This is a genomic window from Streptomyces sp. MST-110588 (assembly GCF_022695595.1).
In the GTDB taxonomy this organism is placed as follows: Bacteria; Actinomycetota; Actinomycetes; order Streptomycetales; family Streptomycetaceae; genus Streptomyces.
This window is the reverse complement of record NZ_CP074380.1, coordinates 3298443-3313520: the sequence shown is the minus strand read 5'-3', so window position 1 is coordinate 3313520 and position 15078 is coordinate 3298443. Positions and strand designations below refer to the sequence as shown.

The following is a 15078-nucleotide window of genomic DNA, read 5'->3' as shown; positions in this document are numbered from 1 at the left end:
CGGGGCCCGGCCGGTCGGTGGTTCCGGGCGCCGCCTACCGGTGCTGGTCAGCGTCCTGTTCGGGGTCGGGGTCGGGGTCGGAGTCGGGGGTGGTGCGCTCGGCCAGTCGTTCGTAGCGCTGGCGGGCGGCCTGCGGGGTGCGCAGGCCGAGGCCGAAGGCGATCTCCGGCCAGGTCATGCCGCGACCGCGCGCCATCTGGAGGAGTCCGGCCTCCAGTTCGTCCATCTCCCCGCGCATCAGCGGTACGAGGGTCAGCGCGGCGGTGATGTCGGCGTGGTCCACCTCCGGCTCGTCCTCGTGGCGTTGGGCGGCGCCGCTGAGCAGGAAGGACACCAGCCTGACGGCTTCGTGGGGGCCGAGTACGGAGGGGTGGGTCTGCCGTCGGCGCTGGTCGTCGGTGGCCGCGTGCCGCTCGGCGATACGGAACAGCGAGGCATGGACGCGGTGGGTACGCGCCTGCTCCGGGTGCGGGGGCGTGAAGGTCGCGGGGTCGGTGGGGTGTTTGGGCGACGAGGTCATGGAGCAAGGGTGGCGAGTGGGTGGAACGTTGTCAATGGAATGTTGTGAACGAGTTGTTTGCACGCCTGGTTGGGGGCGGGCGGTGGTGTGGTGAATAGGCGCGGAAAAAAAGTCTGGGAGGAGTGTCGATCCGGGTCGCTGCCGTTCGTCGCTTGGGTGAGAGGCGGGGACAGGCCCCGCTCTTAAGACGGGAGAGCTCTCATGCCGCGGTTCTTGACGCTGATTCACCTGGACGAGCGGGCCGTTGCCGCCGAGGCGCCGGGCCCGGAGTTCGAGGAGCGTATGGGCGCGCTGTACGAGGAGATCACCAAGGCGGGGGTCATGCTGGACACGGCCGCGCTCGCGCCGAGCGCCGACGGCGCCCGGCTGACCTGGTCCGGCGGCAAACTCAGCTACACCGACGGGCCCTTCACCGAGAGCAAGGAGGTCATCGGCGGATACTCCATCATCCAGGCCAAGGACAAGGCCGAGGCCCTGGAGTGGGTCCGGCGGTTCCTGGAGATCCATCCGGAGAGCCGGCACGCCGTGAGTGCCGAGGTCCGGGAGATCGCCGAGCCCTCGGCGGAGGGCATGTGCCCTGCGGTGGAGCAGTAGCTTGCGTAAGTCGTAGAGAGAACGCCGACGGGGCGGCGCGGGCCGATGCGGTGTCGGCGCGCGCCGCCCCCGAGGGCGGTGGGCTCGGGCTGCTGACCGGCCTGTCCCTCTTCTCCTTCCGCTACTTCGGGTCGCGGTTGAAGAGCGACTTGGACCAGAAGTAGCCGAGCGCGGCCAGCCCCAGGCACCAGGCGACGGCCAGCCACCCGTTGTTGCCGATCTCCGTGCCCAGCAGCAGGCCGCGCAGCGTCTCGATGGCCGGGGTGAACGGCTGGTACTCGGCGATCGGCCGGAACCAGCCCGGCATCGCGTCGACCGGCACGAAGGCGCTGGACAGGAACGGGAGGATCATCAGCGGCAGGGCGTTGTTGCTCGCCGCCTCGGCGTTCGGGCTGGACAGGCCCATGCCGACCGCGATCCAGGTGAGTGCCAGGGAGACCAGCGCCAGCAGCCCCAGCGCCAGCAGCCACTCCAGGGCGGTGGCGTCCGTGGACCGGAACCCGATGGCCACCGCGACGGCCCCCACCAGGACGACGCTCATCACACACTGCAGCACGCTGCCGATGACGTGCCCGACGAGCACCGACCCGCGGTGGATCGCCATCGTACGGAAGCGGGCGATGATGCCCTCGTTCATGTCCATGGCGACGGACACCGCGCTGCCGATCGTGGTGCCGCCGATGGTCAGCAGCAGGATGCCCGGGACGAGGTAGGCGACGTACGCGGACCGGTCCGCCCCGCCGCCCGCGATGCCCGCGCTCATCACATCGCCGAAGATGTAGACGAAGAGCAGCAGCAGCACGACCGGCGTGAGCAGCAGATTCAGCGTCAGGGACGGGTAGCGCCGGGCGTGCAGCAGATTTCGGCGCAGCATCGTGGACGAGTCGCGTACGGCGAGGGAGAGGGAGCTCATCGGACGGTCCTACCTTCCTGCTTGGGCTGGTCGGGCCGGGCGGTCTGGCCGGGCCGGTCGATCGGGCCGGACCGGCTCGGGACGGTGGAGCCGGTCAGGGCGAAGAACACGTCGTCGAGGTCGGGGGTGTGCACGGTCAGCTCATCCGCCTCGACGCCGGCGGAGTCCAGCAGGTCCAGTACGGCGCGCAGTGCGCGCTGGCTGCCGTCGCTGGGGATCTGCAGCGTCAGCGTTTCGTCGTCCGTGGTGACCTCGGGCAGGGCGAAGACGGCGGACCGGTACGCGGACGGGTCGGCGAACCGCAGCCGTACGTGCCCGCCGGGGACGATCCGCTTCAGCTCCTCCGCGGTGCCCTGGGCCGCGATCCTGCCGTCGTTGAGCACCGCGATACGGTCGGCGAGTTCGTCGGCCTCGTCCAGGTACTGGGTGGTGAGGAAGACGGTGACGCCGTCGGAGACCAGCCCGCGGACGATCTGCCACATGTTGTGGCGGCTGCGCGGGTCGAGGCCGGTCGTCGGCTCGTCGAGGAAGATGATCCGCGGGTTGCCGACGAGGGTCATGGCGATGTCCAGGCGGCGTTTCATCCCGCCGGAGTAGCTCTGGGCGGGTTTCCCGGCGGCGTCGACGAGGTCGAACCGCTCCAGCAGCTCGGCGGTGACCCGCCGCCCCTGGCGCTTGGACAGGTGGTGCAGGTCCGCCATGAGGAGCATGTTCTCCTCGCCGGTGATCAGTCCGTCGACGGCGGAGAACTGACCGGTGACGCCGATCGAGGCCCGTACCCCGTCCGGTGACGTGGCGATGTCGTGGCCCGCGACCTGGGCCTGCCCGCCGTCGGCGGTGATGAGTGTGGACAGGATCTTCACGGTGGTGGTCTTGCCGGCGCCGTTCGGCCCGAGCAGCGCGAAGACGGACCCGGCCGGGATGTTCAGGTCGATGCCGTCCAGGACGGTCCGGTCGCCGTAGGACTTGCGCAGGCCGACGGCGGAGATGGCGGCCGACGACGGGTGACTGCTGTGGGTGCGACGTGGCGTGGGCATGACAGACGTAGGCATGAGGCCCTCCGTTCGAAGGGTGTGGTGGGCGAGTGGTGGGTGGGGACAGGAGGTGGCGCCGGGAGGTGGTGCCGGTTGTGGGAGGGGCGCTCAGACCTTGGCGCGGCGGATGTCGATGTTGCCGTACCGGGTGCGGGCGCGGACCTCGACGGTGTCCTCGGCGCCCTCCGGGGACTCCGAGGCGGTGAGCGTGTTGCGCACCTGGCCGGAGGACGAGCTGACGTCGAGCCAGGCGGCCGTACCCTCGCGCACGCCGATCTCGATCGCGCCGTACGAGGTCTCCAATGCGACCTTGCCGCGCGCCACTTCGCCGACGCGCAGGGTGCCGTGGGCGGTCGCGGCGGTGACCGAGCTCTCGGCGCGCCGGATCTCGATGTCGCCGCTGGCGCCGCGTGCCTGTAGCTCGCCGGTGACGGCGCCGACGGTCGTGGAGCCGTGCGAGTTCTTCAGTACGGCGGGGCCGTCGGCCAGGCCGACGCGCAGGCTGCCGGAGCTGGTGGTGATCTCGGCCGGCCCCTGGACCCGGTCCACGCTGATCGAGCCGTGTGACGCGGTCAGATGCAGCGGGCCGGTCGCATCGAGGCGGACGTCGCCGGACGAGGTCTTCACGCGCACCTCGCCGAGCCGGCCCTCGCCGAGCACCTGGGCCCAGGCGCCGGTCATGTCGATGTGCGAGCCCGTGGGCAGTTCGACCGCCACGTCGACGGTGCCGGTGCGGCCGAGGCCGAGCAGATGGCCTTTGGGCGTCCTGACGGTCAGTTCGCCGTTCGCGTACGTGACCTCGGTCTGGTCGGCCGCCCGTACGTCCACGTCCCGCTTCGGGTCGCGGGGCCGCACCTCGACGACCGTGTCGGCCCGGTCGCCCGCGGTGAACTGGATGGAACCGGCCTCCACGCGCGCCGTGACCGAGATCGCTTCAGGAGTGTCGAAAGAAGGCATGGCTGTCCCGTCCTCTTGAGTCTTGGAGACGTCCCCGCAGGTGGGACGTGGCGTGGGTGAAGTGGTGCCGGTGAGGCGAGGTGATGTGGGGTGAGCGGTCAGCGCACCCAGCCCGTGAAGCTCTGTCCCACGGTCCGGGCCTTCTCCGCCGTACGCGGCCGGGTGCCACCGTCGACCGCGGCCGACACGGCCCGCACCAGCCACGCGTTGACCGACAGGCCCTCGCGGCTCGCGGCCTCCTCGGCGCGTGCCTTGAGGTGGGCCGGCAGGCGTAGGTTGACGCGGGCGGTGCCGCCCTCGTCGCCGTCGGCCGGGACCGGGGCCTTGAGCGGTTCGAGGGGCGCGGGCGGTTCCGCGGCGGTGCCCCCGTCGACGGGCGGCGCCGTCACCACGAACTCGGGGTCCAGCCCCCGCAGCCGTACGTCGACCGAGCCCGGCGCCAGGTCGCGGGTGACCTCGCTCATGGCGGCGGACAGTGCGTTGAGCAGCGTCAGTCGGGCGGCCGATTCCAGGGGTGCGGTCAGCCGCTCGGTCAGCGCGCGGGCGTCGTCGCCGCCCGCGTCCGCGGCGACGGCCAGCTCGCGCCGGAGATTGTCGACGTAGGGCGTGAGGTCCATGACGCCACTATGGCACCACGGTGGCGCCACCGCAAGTGTCTCGTGGCGCGCGCGTGGTGTCATAGTGCCTGACCTGCGGAAATTGGTCTCGGTCGGGCCAGATCGGGTCAAGGAGTCGGGACGGGCGGGCGGGTGGCGATGACGACGGTGGCGTACAGGTCCTCGTCGGTGACGGCGCGGGGGAGCAGGCCGCTGCGGGAGGCGGTCTCCACGGCTTCGGGGGCCTGGCGCTCGCTCGTTTCGAAGAGCAGGTGGCCGCCCGGCGCCAGCCACTGTGCCGCCTCGCCGGTGACCCGGCGCAGTACGTCCAGACCGTCCGTACCGCCGTCGAGGGCCACCCGCGCCTCACGGACCCGGGCCTCGGGCGGGAGGAGCGGGATCTCTGCGGTGGGTACGTAGGGCACGTTGGACAGGAGGATGTCGACCCGGCCGCGCAGGGTGGCGGGCAGCGGGTCGAAGAGGTCGCCCTCGTAGACGTGGCCTCCGGCGGCGGCCAGGTTGCGGCGGGCGCAGCGTACCGCCGCCGGGTCGATGTCGGCGGCGTGCAGTTCCACGTCGTCCAGGGCCGCGCCGAGCGCCGCGCCCAGGGCCCCCGAGCCGCAGCACAGGTCGACCACGACGCCGCCGCCCGGACCGGCGAGGGCGGCGGCCTGCTGGACGAGGAATTCCGTACGGCGCCGGGGTACGAACACGCCGGGGTCCACGGATATCCGCAGGCCGCAGAAGTCGGCCCAGCCCAGGACGTGTTCGAGGGGCAGGCCCGCGGCCCGCCGGTCGACCATGGCGGCCAGGTCGGCCGGGGTGCGCGCCGTGGAGATGAGCAACTCCGCCTCCTCCTCGGCGAAAACGCAGCCGGCTGCCCGGAGCCGTGACACGACGGCGGGAAAGCGGGTAGAGGGGGAGGAGAGGGAGGAGAGGGAGGGACGTGCGGGGAAAGAGGGGGTGGCGGGGGCTGTCATGAGAGCTTCGTGCCTTTCGGGAGGAGCCGAAGGGTGCTCTCGTCGTCGCCTGCGCCCAGGCGTCTAGGCGGCAGCGGCCGTACGCCTGCGAGGGGAGAGCGCCCAGTCCGGTACAGCGGTAATGGGTCTCACCTCCTCGGTACGTGCACTGCTGGAGCCGCCAACGTTACATCAGGTACGGCACGGCCTGACCAGGCATCACCCGTGGGCGAGCCGGATCAGGAAAGGCGCGGGCGGTAGAGGTACGGGGTGGTGGTCGTCAGGGGGGCGAAGCCGAGGCGTTCGAGGATCGGCCGGCTCTGGCTGGAGGCGTCCACCTGGAGGTAGCGGTAGCCGCGTTCGGCGGCGATCCGGGCGCGGTAGTCGATCAGAGCGCGGTAGATGCCCCGGCCGCGCCATTCGGATACGGTGCCGCCGCCCCACAGCCCGGCGAAGTCGGAGCCGGGCAGCAGCTCCATCCGCGCCGAACTCACCGGCACGTCACCGGCCATCGCGATGACGGCGACGACGGTGTCCGGCCGCTCGGTGAGCTGGGCCAGGAGCTGCTGACGGATGCGGGTGCCGTCCGTGCCGAACGCCTGGTCGTGGACGTCCGCCATCAGGTCGACACCGGCGGCGTCGGTCACCTGGCGCAGGGTGATGCCCTCGGGTGGCCGGGTTTCGGCGCCGGTCCCGGCCCCGGTGCCGGCATCAGTGCTGGTACCGGTGCCGATGGACAGGTCGCTGATCCGCGCGATCATGAGTGTTTCCGGCTGCTCGGGGGTGAAGCCGGCGGCCTCCAGCCGCTCGGCGAGGTCGCCCGGCCGGTCGTACGCGTACAGCTTCCACTCGAACTCCCGGCCGAGCGCGGTGAAATACCGCACCTGCTCCGCGATGGCCGCGTCCGTCGCCTCCCCGTCGGTCCCGTCGAAGCCGGACCACAGGACGCCGTTCCAGACGGGGTCCGGGCCGGTCTGGCGTACGACGTCGCCCACCCGCTCGACGTGCGCGCCGGGGCCGTCGGGCCGCGCGTTCCGGCGCACCTGCTCATCGAATTCCGCAACCATCGCTTCGTGATTCATGCGCACAGGGGATCACCGGCCGGGATGCGGGGCAATCGGATTTCTCCCCAAGAGGGGCAGGGGGTAAGCACGGTAGAAGCGAGGCCCAAGTGGGGAAAGGGACCGAGAGGGGGCGTGCCGCCGAAAGGATTCCCTCGCCCCCCGGCGCCCGGCGCGGGCATACAGCGCAGACGTACCGCACGGACGTATGGACGTACGTGCGGGTGCGGGTGCGGGGGTCGACGGGCGGGCGTCCGCGCTGGAGGGTGTAAGCGGGGCCCCGCCGCCGGCGGCGGCCGGGGAGGTGGCTGACGATGACGTATGACCCGTATCCGGACCCAGGTCCCGTCCCGAATCCGACTCCGGGCCCGACCCCGGACCCGGGCGCAGACCTCGGTGCGGGGACGAATCCGTATCTGAGCGGGCTGTTCGCCCCCGTGCGGGAGGAGATCGCCGCGTACGACCTGGCGGTGACCGGCCGGATCCCGGACGGGCTGAACGGGCGCTATCTGCGCAACGGGCCCAACCCGCTGGCGGTGACCGACCCGGCGGCGTACCAGTGGTTCAGCGGTGAGGGGATGGTGCACGGTGTACGGCTGCGGGACGGCCGCGCGCAGTGGTACCGCAACCGCTGGGTCCGTTCGGACTCCGTCGCCCGGCGGCTGGGCGAGAAGATCCTGCACGGGCCGCGCCACATGGACATGGACTTCGCGCCGAACACCCACATCACCCGCTTCGTCGGCCGCAACCTGGCGCTGGTGGAGGGCGGGCCGCTGCCGTACGAGCTGGACGACGAGCTGAACACCGTCGGCCCCTTCGACTTCGCCGGCACCCTCCCCGGCGGCTATGCCGCGCACACCACGACCGACCCGGCCACCGGTGAGCTGCACTGTGTGGCGTACTGCTGGGCCTGGCCCTACGTCCAGTATCTGGTCGCCGCGACCAACGGACGGATACGGCGGTATGTCGACATCCCCGTCGACGGCCGCCCGATGATGCACGACTTCTCGCTCACGGCGCGGTATGTGCTGCTGTACGACCTGCCGGTGGTCTTCAGCCTGGACCGGGCCGGGCGCGCGGGCGGCCTCCCGTACGCCTGGGATCCCGAGCGGCGGCCCCGGCTGGGCGTGCTGCCGCGGAAGGGCGGTGCGCGGGACGTGCGCTGGCTGGAGGTCGGGCCCTGTTTCGTCTTCCATCCGATGAACGCGTACGAGTCGGCGGACGGCAGCCGGATCACGATCCATCTCGTGCGGTACGACCGGCTGTTCGACAAGGGCCGGGTCGGGGAGGACGAGTACCCGCCGAGCCTGGAGCGCTGGACGGTGGACCTGGTCGCGGGGCGGGTGCGGCAGGAGCGGATGGACGACCGGCCGGTGGAGTTTCCCCGGGTGGACCCGCGCCGGATGACCAGGGGCCACCGGTACGGGTACGGGGTGCTGGAGCCCGGTGACGGCTACGGCTCGGCACGGATCCGCGGGCACCTGGCCGACCGCGGCGGACCGGCCGTGTCCGGCGTCCCCACCGCGCCCGGCATCCCTACCGCGCCCGGCATCCCTACGGCGTCCGGCGGGCCCGCCGCGCCAGGCGCCCGTACCGGTACCGGCGGGCCCGCCGCCGAGCGGCTGGGCGTGGGGCTGGTGAAGTACGACCTGGAGCGCGGGACCAGCGAAGTGCGGATGTTCTCGCCCCACGGCGACGTCGGCGAGGCGGTGTTCATCCCCCGCGGCCCGGACGCCGAGGAGGACGACGGCTGGCTGATGACGTACGTCTTCGAGCCCGGCCGGGGAGCGACGGACCTGGTCGTCCTGTCCGCGCGGGACATCACGGGCGAGCCGGTGGCCCGCGTCCACCTGCCGGTACGGGTGCCGGTGGGCTTCCACGGGAACTGGCTGCCCGACGCCGGCTGACGAGCGGGCCGAAGGCGTCCGTCTGCGCGGGGGTGGTGCTCAGGAGGCCCGCGGGTGACGGCTGTCGTATGTGGCCTCCAACTCGGCCATGTGCTCCCGACCCCACATCCCGAGCGGCTCCAGCGCCGCACTCAGCGACATGCCCAGCTCTGTCAGCGAGTACTCCACCTTCGGCGGGACCTGGTGGTAGACCTCCCGGTGGACGATGCGGTCCTCCTCCATTTCCCGCAACTGCTGGATGAGCACCTTCTCGCTGACGGCCGGCACATCGCGTTTGAGTTCACCGAAGCGCCGCGGGCCGGATTGCAGCGCCCACAGCAGAAGGACTTTCCATTTGCCGCCGATGACGTCGACGGCCGCGTCCAGACCGCATTCGTACGGGCTCTTGCGTGTCCTCATGCCTGCTCCGCTCCCCACTCACCGATTCCCGATCCCCCGGCGCAGGTACTTACCAGGAGGTGCGTACCTGACTTATTAGTCGGTACTTGTTGAATGCTAAGTCACCGACGAGCATCGATACCGCGCGCACCGAAGAACGAAATACCGCCTTCATTAGGGGAGTTATGAACATGAGCGAGGACCGTACGCCGGTGTCCGTCATCGGGCTGGGCGACATGGGTGCGGCGCTGGCCGGGGCGTTCCTGGCGGCCGGCCGGCCCACGACGGTGTGGAACCGTACGGCCGCCAAGGCCGAGCCGCTGGTGGCCAAGGGAGCGGTGCGCGCAGCGAGCGCCGCCGAGGCGGTGACGGCCGGACCGCTGGTGGTCGTCTGCCTGCTGAACCACGACACCGTGCAGAGCGTGCTGCGCCCGCTCGCCGCGGAGCTGGCCGGCCGTACTGTCGTCAACCTCACCAACGGCACGCCCGAGCAGGCCCGGGAGACCGCCGCGTGGGCGAAGGAGCACGGCATCCGCTACCTGGACGGCGGAATCATGGCCGTCCCGCCGGGCATCGCCACGCCCGAGGCGTTCATCCTCTACAGCGGCGAGGAGGCCGCGTTCCAGGAGTGGCGCGCGGACCTGGAGGTACTGGGCTCGGCCGTGTACCTCGGTACGGACCCGGGCTCGGCCTCCCTGCACGACCTGGCCCTGCTCACCGCCCTGTACGGGCTGGCGTCGGGCGCGATCCAGGCGCTGGCCCTGGCCCGTACGGCGGGCACCGAACTCACCGCGTTCACCGAGTCGCTGCTGATGCCCTGGATGCGGGCGATGCTGGAGGCGGGGGTGCCGAACTACGCGGACCAGGTCGCCCGCAAGGCGTACGAGGACAATGTGGTGTCCAACTTGGCCATGCAGCGGACCGGTTTCGCCAACATCCTCCAGACGCAGCGGGATCAGGGCGTCAGCACCGTGCTGCTGGAGCCGCTGGCGGAGCTGATGGACCGGCGGATCGCGGACGGGCACGGTGAGGAGGATCTCTCGGGCCTGATCGAACTGCTGGGATGAGGAGCCGGGCGGGCCGGCCCTGCGGACGGTGAGCCGCCGGCGGGCCGGCCCGGGACCGGAGGGCCGGCGCGGAAGCGGAGGGCCGCCGGCGGCGGGCCCGGAGGCGCAAACGCCCGCTCCGGTCCGCCGGACGCCGGTCCGCTCAGGTGCCGTACGGCCGGACCCGCCGCGCCTCCTTCAGCGCCAGCGCCCACCAGGTCACCTGGTCGAGGAGGGCGTCGGCCGCCTGGTCCGCCGCCGCGGGCTCGCGCAGTCGCCCCTCGCCGTCGAAGAGGCCGTGGGCCATGGAGAAGCTGACCGTCTCGCGCACCGTCATCGCGTGCAGTTCGGCGAAGACCGTACGGAGCTGCTCCACGGCCCGCAGGCCGCCGGAGATCCCGCCGTAGGACACGAAGCCCACCGGCTTGGCCTGCCACTCCTGGTGCAGCAGGTCGATGGCGTGCTTCAGCGGTGCGGGGAAGGAGTGGTTGTACTCGGGGGTGATGACGACGAACGCGTCCGCCGCCCCGACGCGCTTGGCGAACAGCGCCATCTCCTCGGAGCCGTGCCGGAGTTCGTAGGGGCGGACGGTGTCGAGGTCGATGACGTCGACGGTGATGCCGGCGCGGCGGCGGGCGTGCCCGGCGAACCAGTTCGCGACGACGGGCGCGAACCGGCCCTCCCGGGTGCTGCCGACGATCACGGCCAGGGTGAAGCGCTGCTCGGACATGACGGGGCCTTTCCGAAGGCGGATGGGGCGTGCTCTCTTCCGGCCCCGACGCTAAAACCTCAAGTAAAGTTCATGTCAACGGGCGGATCGAGGAGAGACCGAAGGCGGTCCGGTGGCGGCCCGGCCGCGGTCCGGCCGCGGCCCGGGTCACTCCACCCCGAACAGCTTCAGCAGCTCCGTCTTCTGGAACATCCGCGCCGTGTCGATCGCCGACGGCGTCCCGCCCGCCGGGTCCGCGCCGTGCTCCACCAGCGCCCGTACGATCTCGTCCTCGCCCTTGAAGACGGCCCCGGCGATCGGCGTCTGCCCCCGGTCGTTGGGCCGGTCGGCGTCGGCGCCCCGCTGGAGCAGCGCCATGACGGTGTCGAGGTGGCCGTGGTAGGCCGCCAGCATCACCAGCGAATCGCCCTTGTCGTTGGTGAGGTTGACGGGTACGCCGGCGTCCACGTACGCGGCGATCGTGTCGGTGTCCCCGTGCCGCGCCAGGTCGAACACCTTGGCCGCGAGCTGGAGCACCTCCGGGTCGTGCGCGTGCTCGATCGACTCGGGCCCCTGCGGCTGCGTGTTGGCTTCACTCATGGTCGCCGGCCTCCGGCTCTGGTGGTGGTATGCGCTGTCCCGGCCACTTTATGACCGCCGGGCACCGTGCCGGGGAAGTCCTTCAGCGCGTCCTGTCGCGGGTGGCCACGACCTCCTGTGCCCGCAGCGGGACGGTCTGGAGCAGCCGCGGGGACCGGGTGAATCCTTGGCGGGCGTACGCCGGGACCGCCCGGTCACTGGAGTGGACCGTCACCCGTTCGAGCCCGGCGTCCCGGGCGAGGCCCAGAACGGCCCCGATCAGCCGGCCGCCGAGGCCGCCGTCGCGCTCGTCCGGTACGACGTACACGCACTGGACGTCACCGGACGCCCGGTCGAGCGCCCCCGGATGCGGCACCCGCCCGGTGATCGCCAGCCAGGCCATCCCGATGACCGCCTCCCCGCGGGTCATGACCACGCAGCGGTGCGAGGAGGTGTTCTGCCGCGCCCAGGCCACGAAACGATGTACGAACTCCTCCCGCGTGGTCACCGGCGCCCCACCGCTCTCCTGTAACCACCGCCACCGCAGCGCGGCGACGGCGGTCAACTCCTCGGGGCGGGCGGGGTGCAGAGCGATGTCGTCGGTGGGTGCGTCGAAGTCGTTCATGCGTCCATCCTGGTCGGAGTCGTTCTTGCGTCCATCCTGGCGGAGACCGGCCGGGGCGTTACGGGCTGATCCGGACGCGTCCGGACTGCCGCGGCCTCAGAACATGTCCGGGCACCAGGGGCGGCGCCCCGTACCGAAAAGGGTGTCGGCGGTGACGAGGGCCGAGGGGCGCCCGGCCTCGATCGAGCCGAGGGCGGCCAGCCGCGAGGCGGACTCGTCCCCCATGTACAGCGGCGCCAGCTCGCTCACGGGCAGGACGATGTCGGCCGGGCGGGTGGTGGGGGTGCAGGTGGCGCCCTCGGGTCCGGCATCCAGCAGGAAGCGGCCCCCGGCCAGTCCGGCGCTGTCGATGACCTCCAGGACCAGGGAGCCGGCGACCGGGTACGTACGGGCCTGAAGCATCCGGGGGATGTCCAGCGGGCGCAGCCACATGTAGTCGGCCGTCTGGTGGACGACGGCTGCGCGCGGGTCGCCGAGCAGATGCGGGAGCAGGTCGTCGGGCGCGCGCACCCCGGTCTTGACGTACGTGACCCAGTCGACGGAGCACACGAAGTGCCACAGCGCCCGCTCAGCGGCGGGTGTGGTCGCTATCAACTGCTGGACGGTGGCGGTGTTCTGCGGGAGCTTGGCTTCCCACTTGTCGTCGACCGTGTAGGTCACGATGCCCTGCACCTCGCCGGACGCCGAGCGGTACACGGCGTGGAACGGCTCCGTCCAGGGATGGCTGGGCAGCCGTATCTGGCCGGTGAACCGCTTCCACCACGTCTCGTTACGGGAGACCGAACCCGGCACGATGTCCCGGAAGCGGTCGAACAGCTTCGGCCCGAGATCGCGGACCTGCTGACCGTCGGCGAGGTCGACCCGCCCGCCGTCCTCGGGGACCGCGTACCGCGGGTCGAGCCGGGCGCGGGCCACGTCGATCCGCCACTCGGTGAAGCCGGTCGCGGGACCGAAGCCGTAGCGCCCGTAGATGGGGTACTCGGCGGCGATCAGCGTGGCCAGGGCGTCGCCGCGTTCCTTGGCGGCCCGCAGGTCCTTGTCCATCATGCGGGTCAGCAGGCCGCGGCGGCGGTGGGTGGGGGAGACGGTGACGCGGGTGACGGCGTCGGAGGGCAGGCGCGCGCCGCCGGGCACCGTCAGGTCCTGCGGGAAGCTCTCGAACGTGGCGACGCAGCGGCCGGCGTCGAAGACGCCCAGCGTGCGCTCGGGGTCGTGGTGCGCGGTGCGGTACTCGACGTCTTCTTTGGAGACCTCCGGCGGTCGCAGGAATCCTGTCATCACCGCCTGCAACCAGTCGGGTATGTCCTCTTCAGCCACCGTACGGATCTGGAGATTCATGCCCGTAAGGTAGCGACGCCACTGTCGTGACGTCGCCTGGTTTTCCGCGCCTCGGAGGGCGCCTCAAGGGGCGCCGTGAGAGGGCCGTACACAGGACGTACGGACGCCCTGCGTACGTTCTCCGCATGTGTGCGTACCACCGCGCCCCGCCCCCTCGGAAACCCCTCAGAACGCCGCGCGGATCTCCCCCACGCGCTCGGCGCCGCCCAGCAGCGGGGTGTCCTCGATCCGCGTCAGGACCGGCGCGTCCACGCCCATCATGCGCAGCGCGCGGCCCAGTATCGGCCCGAGGGTACGGGTCGCCCCGTCCTCGACCTTGAAGGCCAGCGCGCGGCCGTCGGGCAGCGCCACGGCCTGCACGGCCTCCGCGCCCATCTTGGACAGCGTGCCGGGCAGGGCCCGCATCAGCCAGGTGTCGGGACGGCGGGTGCCGGCCACGTACTCCGGGTGGGCGCGCATGGCGTCCGCGACCCGCCGCTGGGGCGTGCCCGGCCCGGCCAGGACGAAGTGGCGGAAGGCGCGGGCCAGGCCGGTCAGTGAGATCGCCATCAGGGGCGCGCCGCAGCCGTCCGTACCGATGTGGTCCACCCGCTCGCCGCTGGCGGCGCGCACCTCTTCAAGGACGAGCTGCTGGAGGGGGTGGTCCAGGTCCAGGTAGGTCTCCAGCGGCCAGCCGTTGGCGGCGCTGGCGGCGAGCATCGCGGCGTGCTTGCCGGAGCAGTTCATGGTGATGCGCTCGCGGCCCCGCCCGGACGCCACGTAACGCTCCGCCTCGGCCGGGTCCAGCGGGAGGTCGGGCGGGGTCTGGAGGAGGTCGGGGGAGATGCCGTACTCGGCGAGCATCTTCTCCACCAGGTCCAGGTGAAAGCTTTCGCCGGAGTGGCTGGCCGCGGCCAGCGCCAGCCGCTCGCCCGCCAGCTCCAGACCGGCCCGCAGGACGGCCGACGCCTGCATCGGCTTGTTGGTGGAGCGCGGGAAGACGGGGGCCGTGACATCACCGAGGGCCGTCTGCACGCTGCCGTCCGCCGCCAGGATCACCAGCGACCCGCGGTGCCGGCCCTCGACGAACCCGGAACGTATGACCTCGGCGAGGACGGGCGCCGTGGGAGCGGGAGCGTCACCGACGACGGGGGCGTCACCGGCGCCGTGGGCACCGGTGGATATGCCGGAGCCGGAGGACGGCGCCGTGCCGGAGGAGGACGGCCCGGCGGGGCTCTCGGGGCGGGAGGAGGTCATCGTCGGCCTTCCGGGGGAGGTGACCTGCGGTCCTCCCCCGGAACTGTGCCCGAAGGGTCAGGAGAGCAGGTCGTCTACTTGTGCTTCACCTTCACGGTACCTTCGGGCGATCTCGGCGCTGCAATCGTCCGCGGTCCGCTGGAGGGACTGCCGGCACCGGGAAACCTGCTGCTCATAGCGGATCAGCCGGCCCATGGCGTCCTGGAGCTCCTGGTCGGTACGGGCCGTGAGGTCCGAGAGCTGGACCTCGCCGAGCATCTCCTCGGCCAGTTGCCGGCACTCCTCGCTGTGCGGGGTCCCCAGCGTCACGTGCCGGGCCGAGGAGCGGTGCCGCGAGGGCAGGTCCGCCAGGATCTCCGGCAGCCGGTCCAGCAGCGACGCCAGCGGCGCGGAGCGGCGGGCGGTCTCGGCCCGCAGGATGTCGATACGGCCCTGGAGCAGCCGCCGTACGTAGCTCAGGTCGGCCTCCTCACGCTGGGAGTCGCGGCGCAGCGAGCGCAGCTCGGGCAGGCCCAGCCCGCACAGGTCGGCGGGCGCGGTGGTGCGGTAGCGGCTGCGGTACGGCAGCGGCTGGTACTGCGCCGAACCCGCCTGGAACAGGGGGCCCTCCTCGTTACGGGTCGGCT

Annotated in this window: 17 protein-coding genes; 3 read left to right on the top strand and 14 right to left on the bottom strand. The window is 71.9% G+C overall.

Features of this window, described 5'->3' with window-relative positions:
- Positions 1–34 precede the first annotated feature (34 nt).
- On the bottom strand, positions 35–520 hold the full coding sequence (locus KGS77_RS14410; protein ID WP_242581504.1) for a DNA-binding protein: 486 nt from the start codon (positions 518–520) through the stop codon (positions 35–37).
- A 201-nt stretch (positions 521–721) separates the two neighbouring features.
- On the opposite strand from KGS77_RS14410, the gene KGS77_RS14405 reads away from it, so the two are divergent.
- Complete coding sequence (locus KGS77_RS14405) at positions 722–1114, top strand: YciI family protein (RefSeq protein WP_242581502.1); 393 nt, start codon at positions 722–724, stop codon at positions 1112–1114.
- 121 nt (positions 1115–1235) lie between these two features.
- On the opposite strand, the gene KGS77_RS14400 is transcribed toward KGS77_RS14405, so the two are convergent.
- The 6 genes from KGS77_RS14400 to KGS77_RS14375 form a co-directional block, all read right to left on the bottom strand.
- Complete coding sequence (locus KGS77_RS14400; RefSeq protein WP_242581500.1) at positions 1236–2027, bottom strand: ABC transporter permease; 792 nt, start codon at positions 2025–2027, stop codon at positions 1236–1238.
- Positions 2024–3079 (bottom strand): ATP-binding cassette domain-containing protein, encoded by a 1056-nt coding sequence (locus KGS77_RS14395; RefSeq protein ID WP_242581499.1) that lies wholly within the window; start codon positions 3077–3079, stop codon positions 2024–2026. The genes KGS77_RS14400 and KGS77_RS14395 overlap by 4 nt, the downstream gene beginning before the upstream one ends.
- Positions 3080–3169: 90 nt before the next feature.
- Entirely contained in the window at positions 3170–4018 is an 849-nt protein-coding gene (locus tag KGS77_RS14390; RefSeq protein ID WP_242581498.1) for a DUF4097 family beta strand repeat-containing protein, read from the bottom strand.
- A 98-nt stretch (positions 4019–4116) separates the two neighbouring features.
- Positions 4117–4635 carry a toxin-antitoxin system HicB family antitoxin gene (locus tag KGS77_RS14385; RefSeq protein ID WP_242581497.1) on the bottom strand — a complete coding sequence of 173 codons (519 nt, stop codon included), beginning with the start codon at positions 4633–4635 and terminating at the stop codon, positions 4117–4119.
- 107 nt (positions 4636–4742) lie between these two features.
- Positions 4743–5594, bottom strand: a complete 852-nt coding sequence (locus tag KGS77_RS14380; protein WP_242581496.1) for a putative protein N(5)-glutamine methyltransferase — start codon at positions 5592–5594, stop codon at positions 4743–4745.
- 218 nt (positions 5595–5812) lie between these two features.
- Entirely contained in the window at positions 5813–6655 is an 843-nt protein-coding gene (locus KGS77_RS14375; protein ID WP_242581495.1) for a GNAT family N-acetyltransferase, read from the bottom strand.
- Between the two features lie 293 nt (positions 6656–6948).
- Between KGS77_RS14375 and KGS77_RS14370 the strand changes: the two genes are divergently transcribed.
- A complete protein-coding gene (locus tag KGS77_RS14370) occupies positions 6949–8541 on the top strand; it encodes a carotenoid oxygenase family protein (protein WP_242581494.1) in 1593 nt (530 codons plus the stop codon).
- 39 nt (positions 8542–8580) lie between these two features.
- On the opposite strand, the gene KGS77_RS14365 is transcribed toward KGS77_RS14370, so the two are convergent.
- Positions 8581–8940 (bottom strand): helix-turn-helix domain-containing protein, encoded by a 360-nt coding sequence (locus KGS77_RS14365; protein ID WP_242581493.1) that lies wholly within the window; start codon positions 8938–8940, stop codon positions 8581–8583.
- 170 nt (positions 8941–9110) lie between these two features.
- On the opposite strand from KGS77_RS14365, the gene KGS77_RS14360 reads away from it, so the two are divergent.
- The gene (locus KGS77_RS14360) at positions 9111–9986 is read left to right on the top strand and encodes an NAD(P)-binding domain-containing protein (RefSeq protein ID WP_242581492.1); all 876 of its coding nucleotides are present in this window, start codon (positions 9111–9113) and stop codon (positions 9984–9986) included.
- 142 nt (positions 9987–10128) lie between these two features.
- Here the strand turns inward: KGS77_RS14360 and KGS77_RS14355 are convergent, their stop codons facing one another.
- The 6 genes from KGS77_RS14355 to KGS77_RS14330 form a co-directional block, all read right to left on the bottom strand.
- Positions 10129–10695 (bottom strand): NAD(P)H-dependent oxidoreductase, encoded by a 567-nt coding sequence (locus tag KGS77_RS14355; RefSeq protein ID WP_242581491.1) that lies wholly within the window; start codon positions 10693–10695, stop codon positions 10129–10131.
- 147 nt (positions 10696–10842) lie between these two features.
- The gene (locus KGS77_RS14350) at positions 10843–11274 is read right to left on the bottom strand and encodes an ankyrin repeat domain-containing protein (protein ID WP_242581489.1); all 432 of its coding nucleotides are present in this window, start codon (positions 11272–11274) and stop codon (positions 10843–10845) included.
- A gap of 82 nt (positions 11275–11356) precedes the next feature.
- Positions 11357–11878, bottom strand: coding sequence for a GNAT family N-acetyltransferase (locus tag KGS77_RS14345; protein WP_242581487.1), 522 nt, complete (start codon positions 11876–11878; stop codon positions 11357–11359).
- Positions 11879–11974: 96 nt separating this feature from the next.
- Positions 11975–13216: a GNAT family N-acetyltransferase gene (locus KGS77_RS14340; RefSeq protein ID WP_242581485.1), complete on the bottom strand. Its 1242-nt coding sequence runs from the start codon at positions 13214–13216 to the stop codon at positions 11975–11977.
- 165 nt (positions 13217–13381) lie between these two features.
- Positions 13382–14452, bottom strand: coding sequence for an asparaginase (locus KGS77_RS14335; protein ID WP_242581482.1), 1071 nt, complete (start codon positions 14450–14452; stop codon positions 13382–13384).
- Between the two features lie 57 nt (positions 14453–14509).
- Positions 14510–15019, bottom strand: coding sequence for an ABC transporter substrate-binding protein (locus tag KGS77_RS14330; protein WP_242587470.1), 510 nt, complete (start codon positions 15017–15019; stop codon positions 14510–14512).
- Between the last annotated feature and the right edge of the window lie 59 nt (positions 15020–15078).

Bases quoted from the DNA above. Each gene is read 5' to 3' on its own strand.
- KGS77_RS14410 (WP_242581504.1), bottom strand. From the start codon at position 520: ATGACCTCGTCGCCCAAACACCCCACCGACCCCGCGACCTTCACGCCC.
- KGS77_RS14405 (WP_242581502.1), top strand. From the start codon at position 722: ATGCCGCGGTTCTTGACGCTGATTCACCTGGACGAGCGGGCCGTTGCC.
- KGS77_RS14400 (WP_242581500.1), bottom strand. From the start codon at position 2,027: ATGAGCTCCCTCTCCCTCGCCGTACGCGACTCGTCCACGATGCTGCGC.
- KGS77_RS14395 (WP_242581499.1), bottom strand. From the start codon at position 3,079: ATGCCTACGTCTGTCATGCCCACGCCACGTCGCACCCACAGCAGTCAC.
- KGS77_RS14390 (WP_242581498.1), bottom strand. From the start codon at position 4,018: ATGCCTTCTTTCGACACTCCTGAAGCGATCTCGGTCACGGCGCGCGTG.
- KGS77_RS14385 (WP_242581497.1), bottom strand. From the start codon at position 4,635: ATGGACCTCACGCCCTACGTCGACAATCTCCGGCGCGAGCTGGCCGTC.
- KGS77_RS14380 (WP_242581496.1), bottom strand. From the start codon at position 5,594: ATGACAGCCCCCGCCACCCCCTCTTTCCCCGCACGTCCCTCCCTCTCC.
- KGS77_RS14375 (WP_242581495.1), bottom strand. From the start codon at position 6,655: ATGAATCACGAAGCGATGGTTGCGGAATTCGATGAGCAGGTGCGCCGG.
- KGS77_RS14370 (WP_242581494.1), top strand. From the start codon at position 6,949: ATGACGTATGACCCGTATCCGGACCCAGGTCCCGTCCCGAATCCGACT.
- KGS77_RS14365 (WP_242581493.1), bottom strand. From the start codon at position 8,940: ATGAGGACACGCAAGAGCCCGTACGAATGCGGTCTGGACGCGGCCGTC.
- KGS77_RS14360 (WP_242581492.1), top strand. From the start codon at position 9,111: ATGAGCGAGGACCGTACGCCGGTGTCCGTCATCGGGCTGGGCGACATG.
- KGS77_RS14355 (WP_242581491.1), bottom strand. From the start codon at position 10,695: ATGTCCGAGCAGCGCTTCACCCTGGCCGTGATCGTCGGCAGCACCCGG.
- KGS77_RS14350 (WP_242581489.1), bottom strand. From the start codon at position 11,274: ATGAGTGAAGCCAACACGCAGCCGCAGGGGCCCGAGTCGATCGAGCAC.
- KGS77_RS14345 (WP_242581487.1), bottom strand. From the start codon at position 11,878: ATGAACGACTTCGACGCACCCACCGACGACATCGCTCTGCACCCCGCC.
- KGS77_RS14340 (WP_242581485.1), bottom strand. From the start codon at position 13,216: ATGAATCTCCAGATCCGTACGGTGGCTGAAGAGGACATACCCGACTGG.
- KGS77_RS14335 (WP_242581482.1), bottom strand. From the start codon at position 14,452: ATGACCTCCTCCCGCCCCGAGAGCCCCGCCGGGCCGTCCTCCTCCGGC.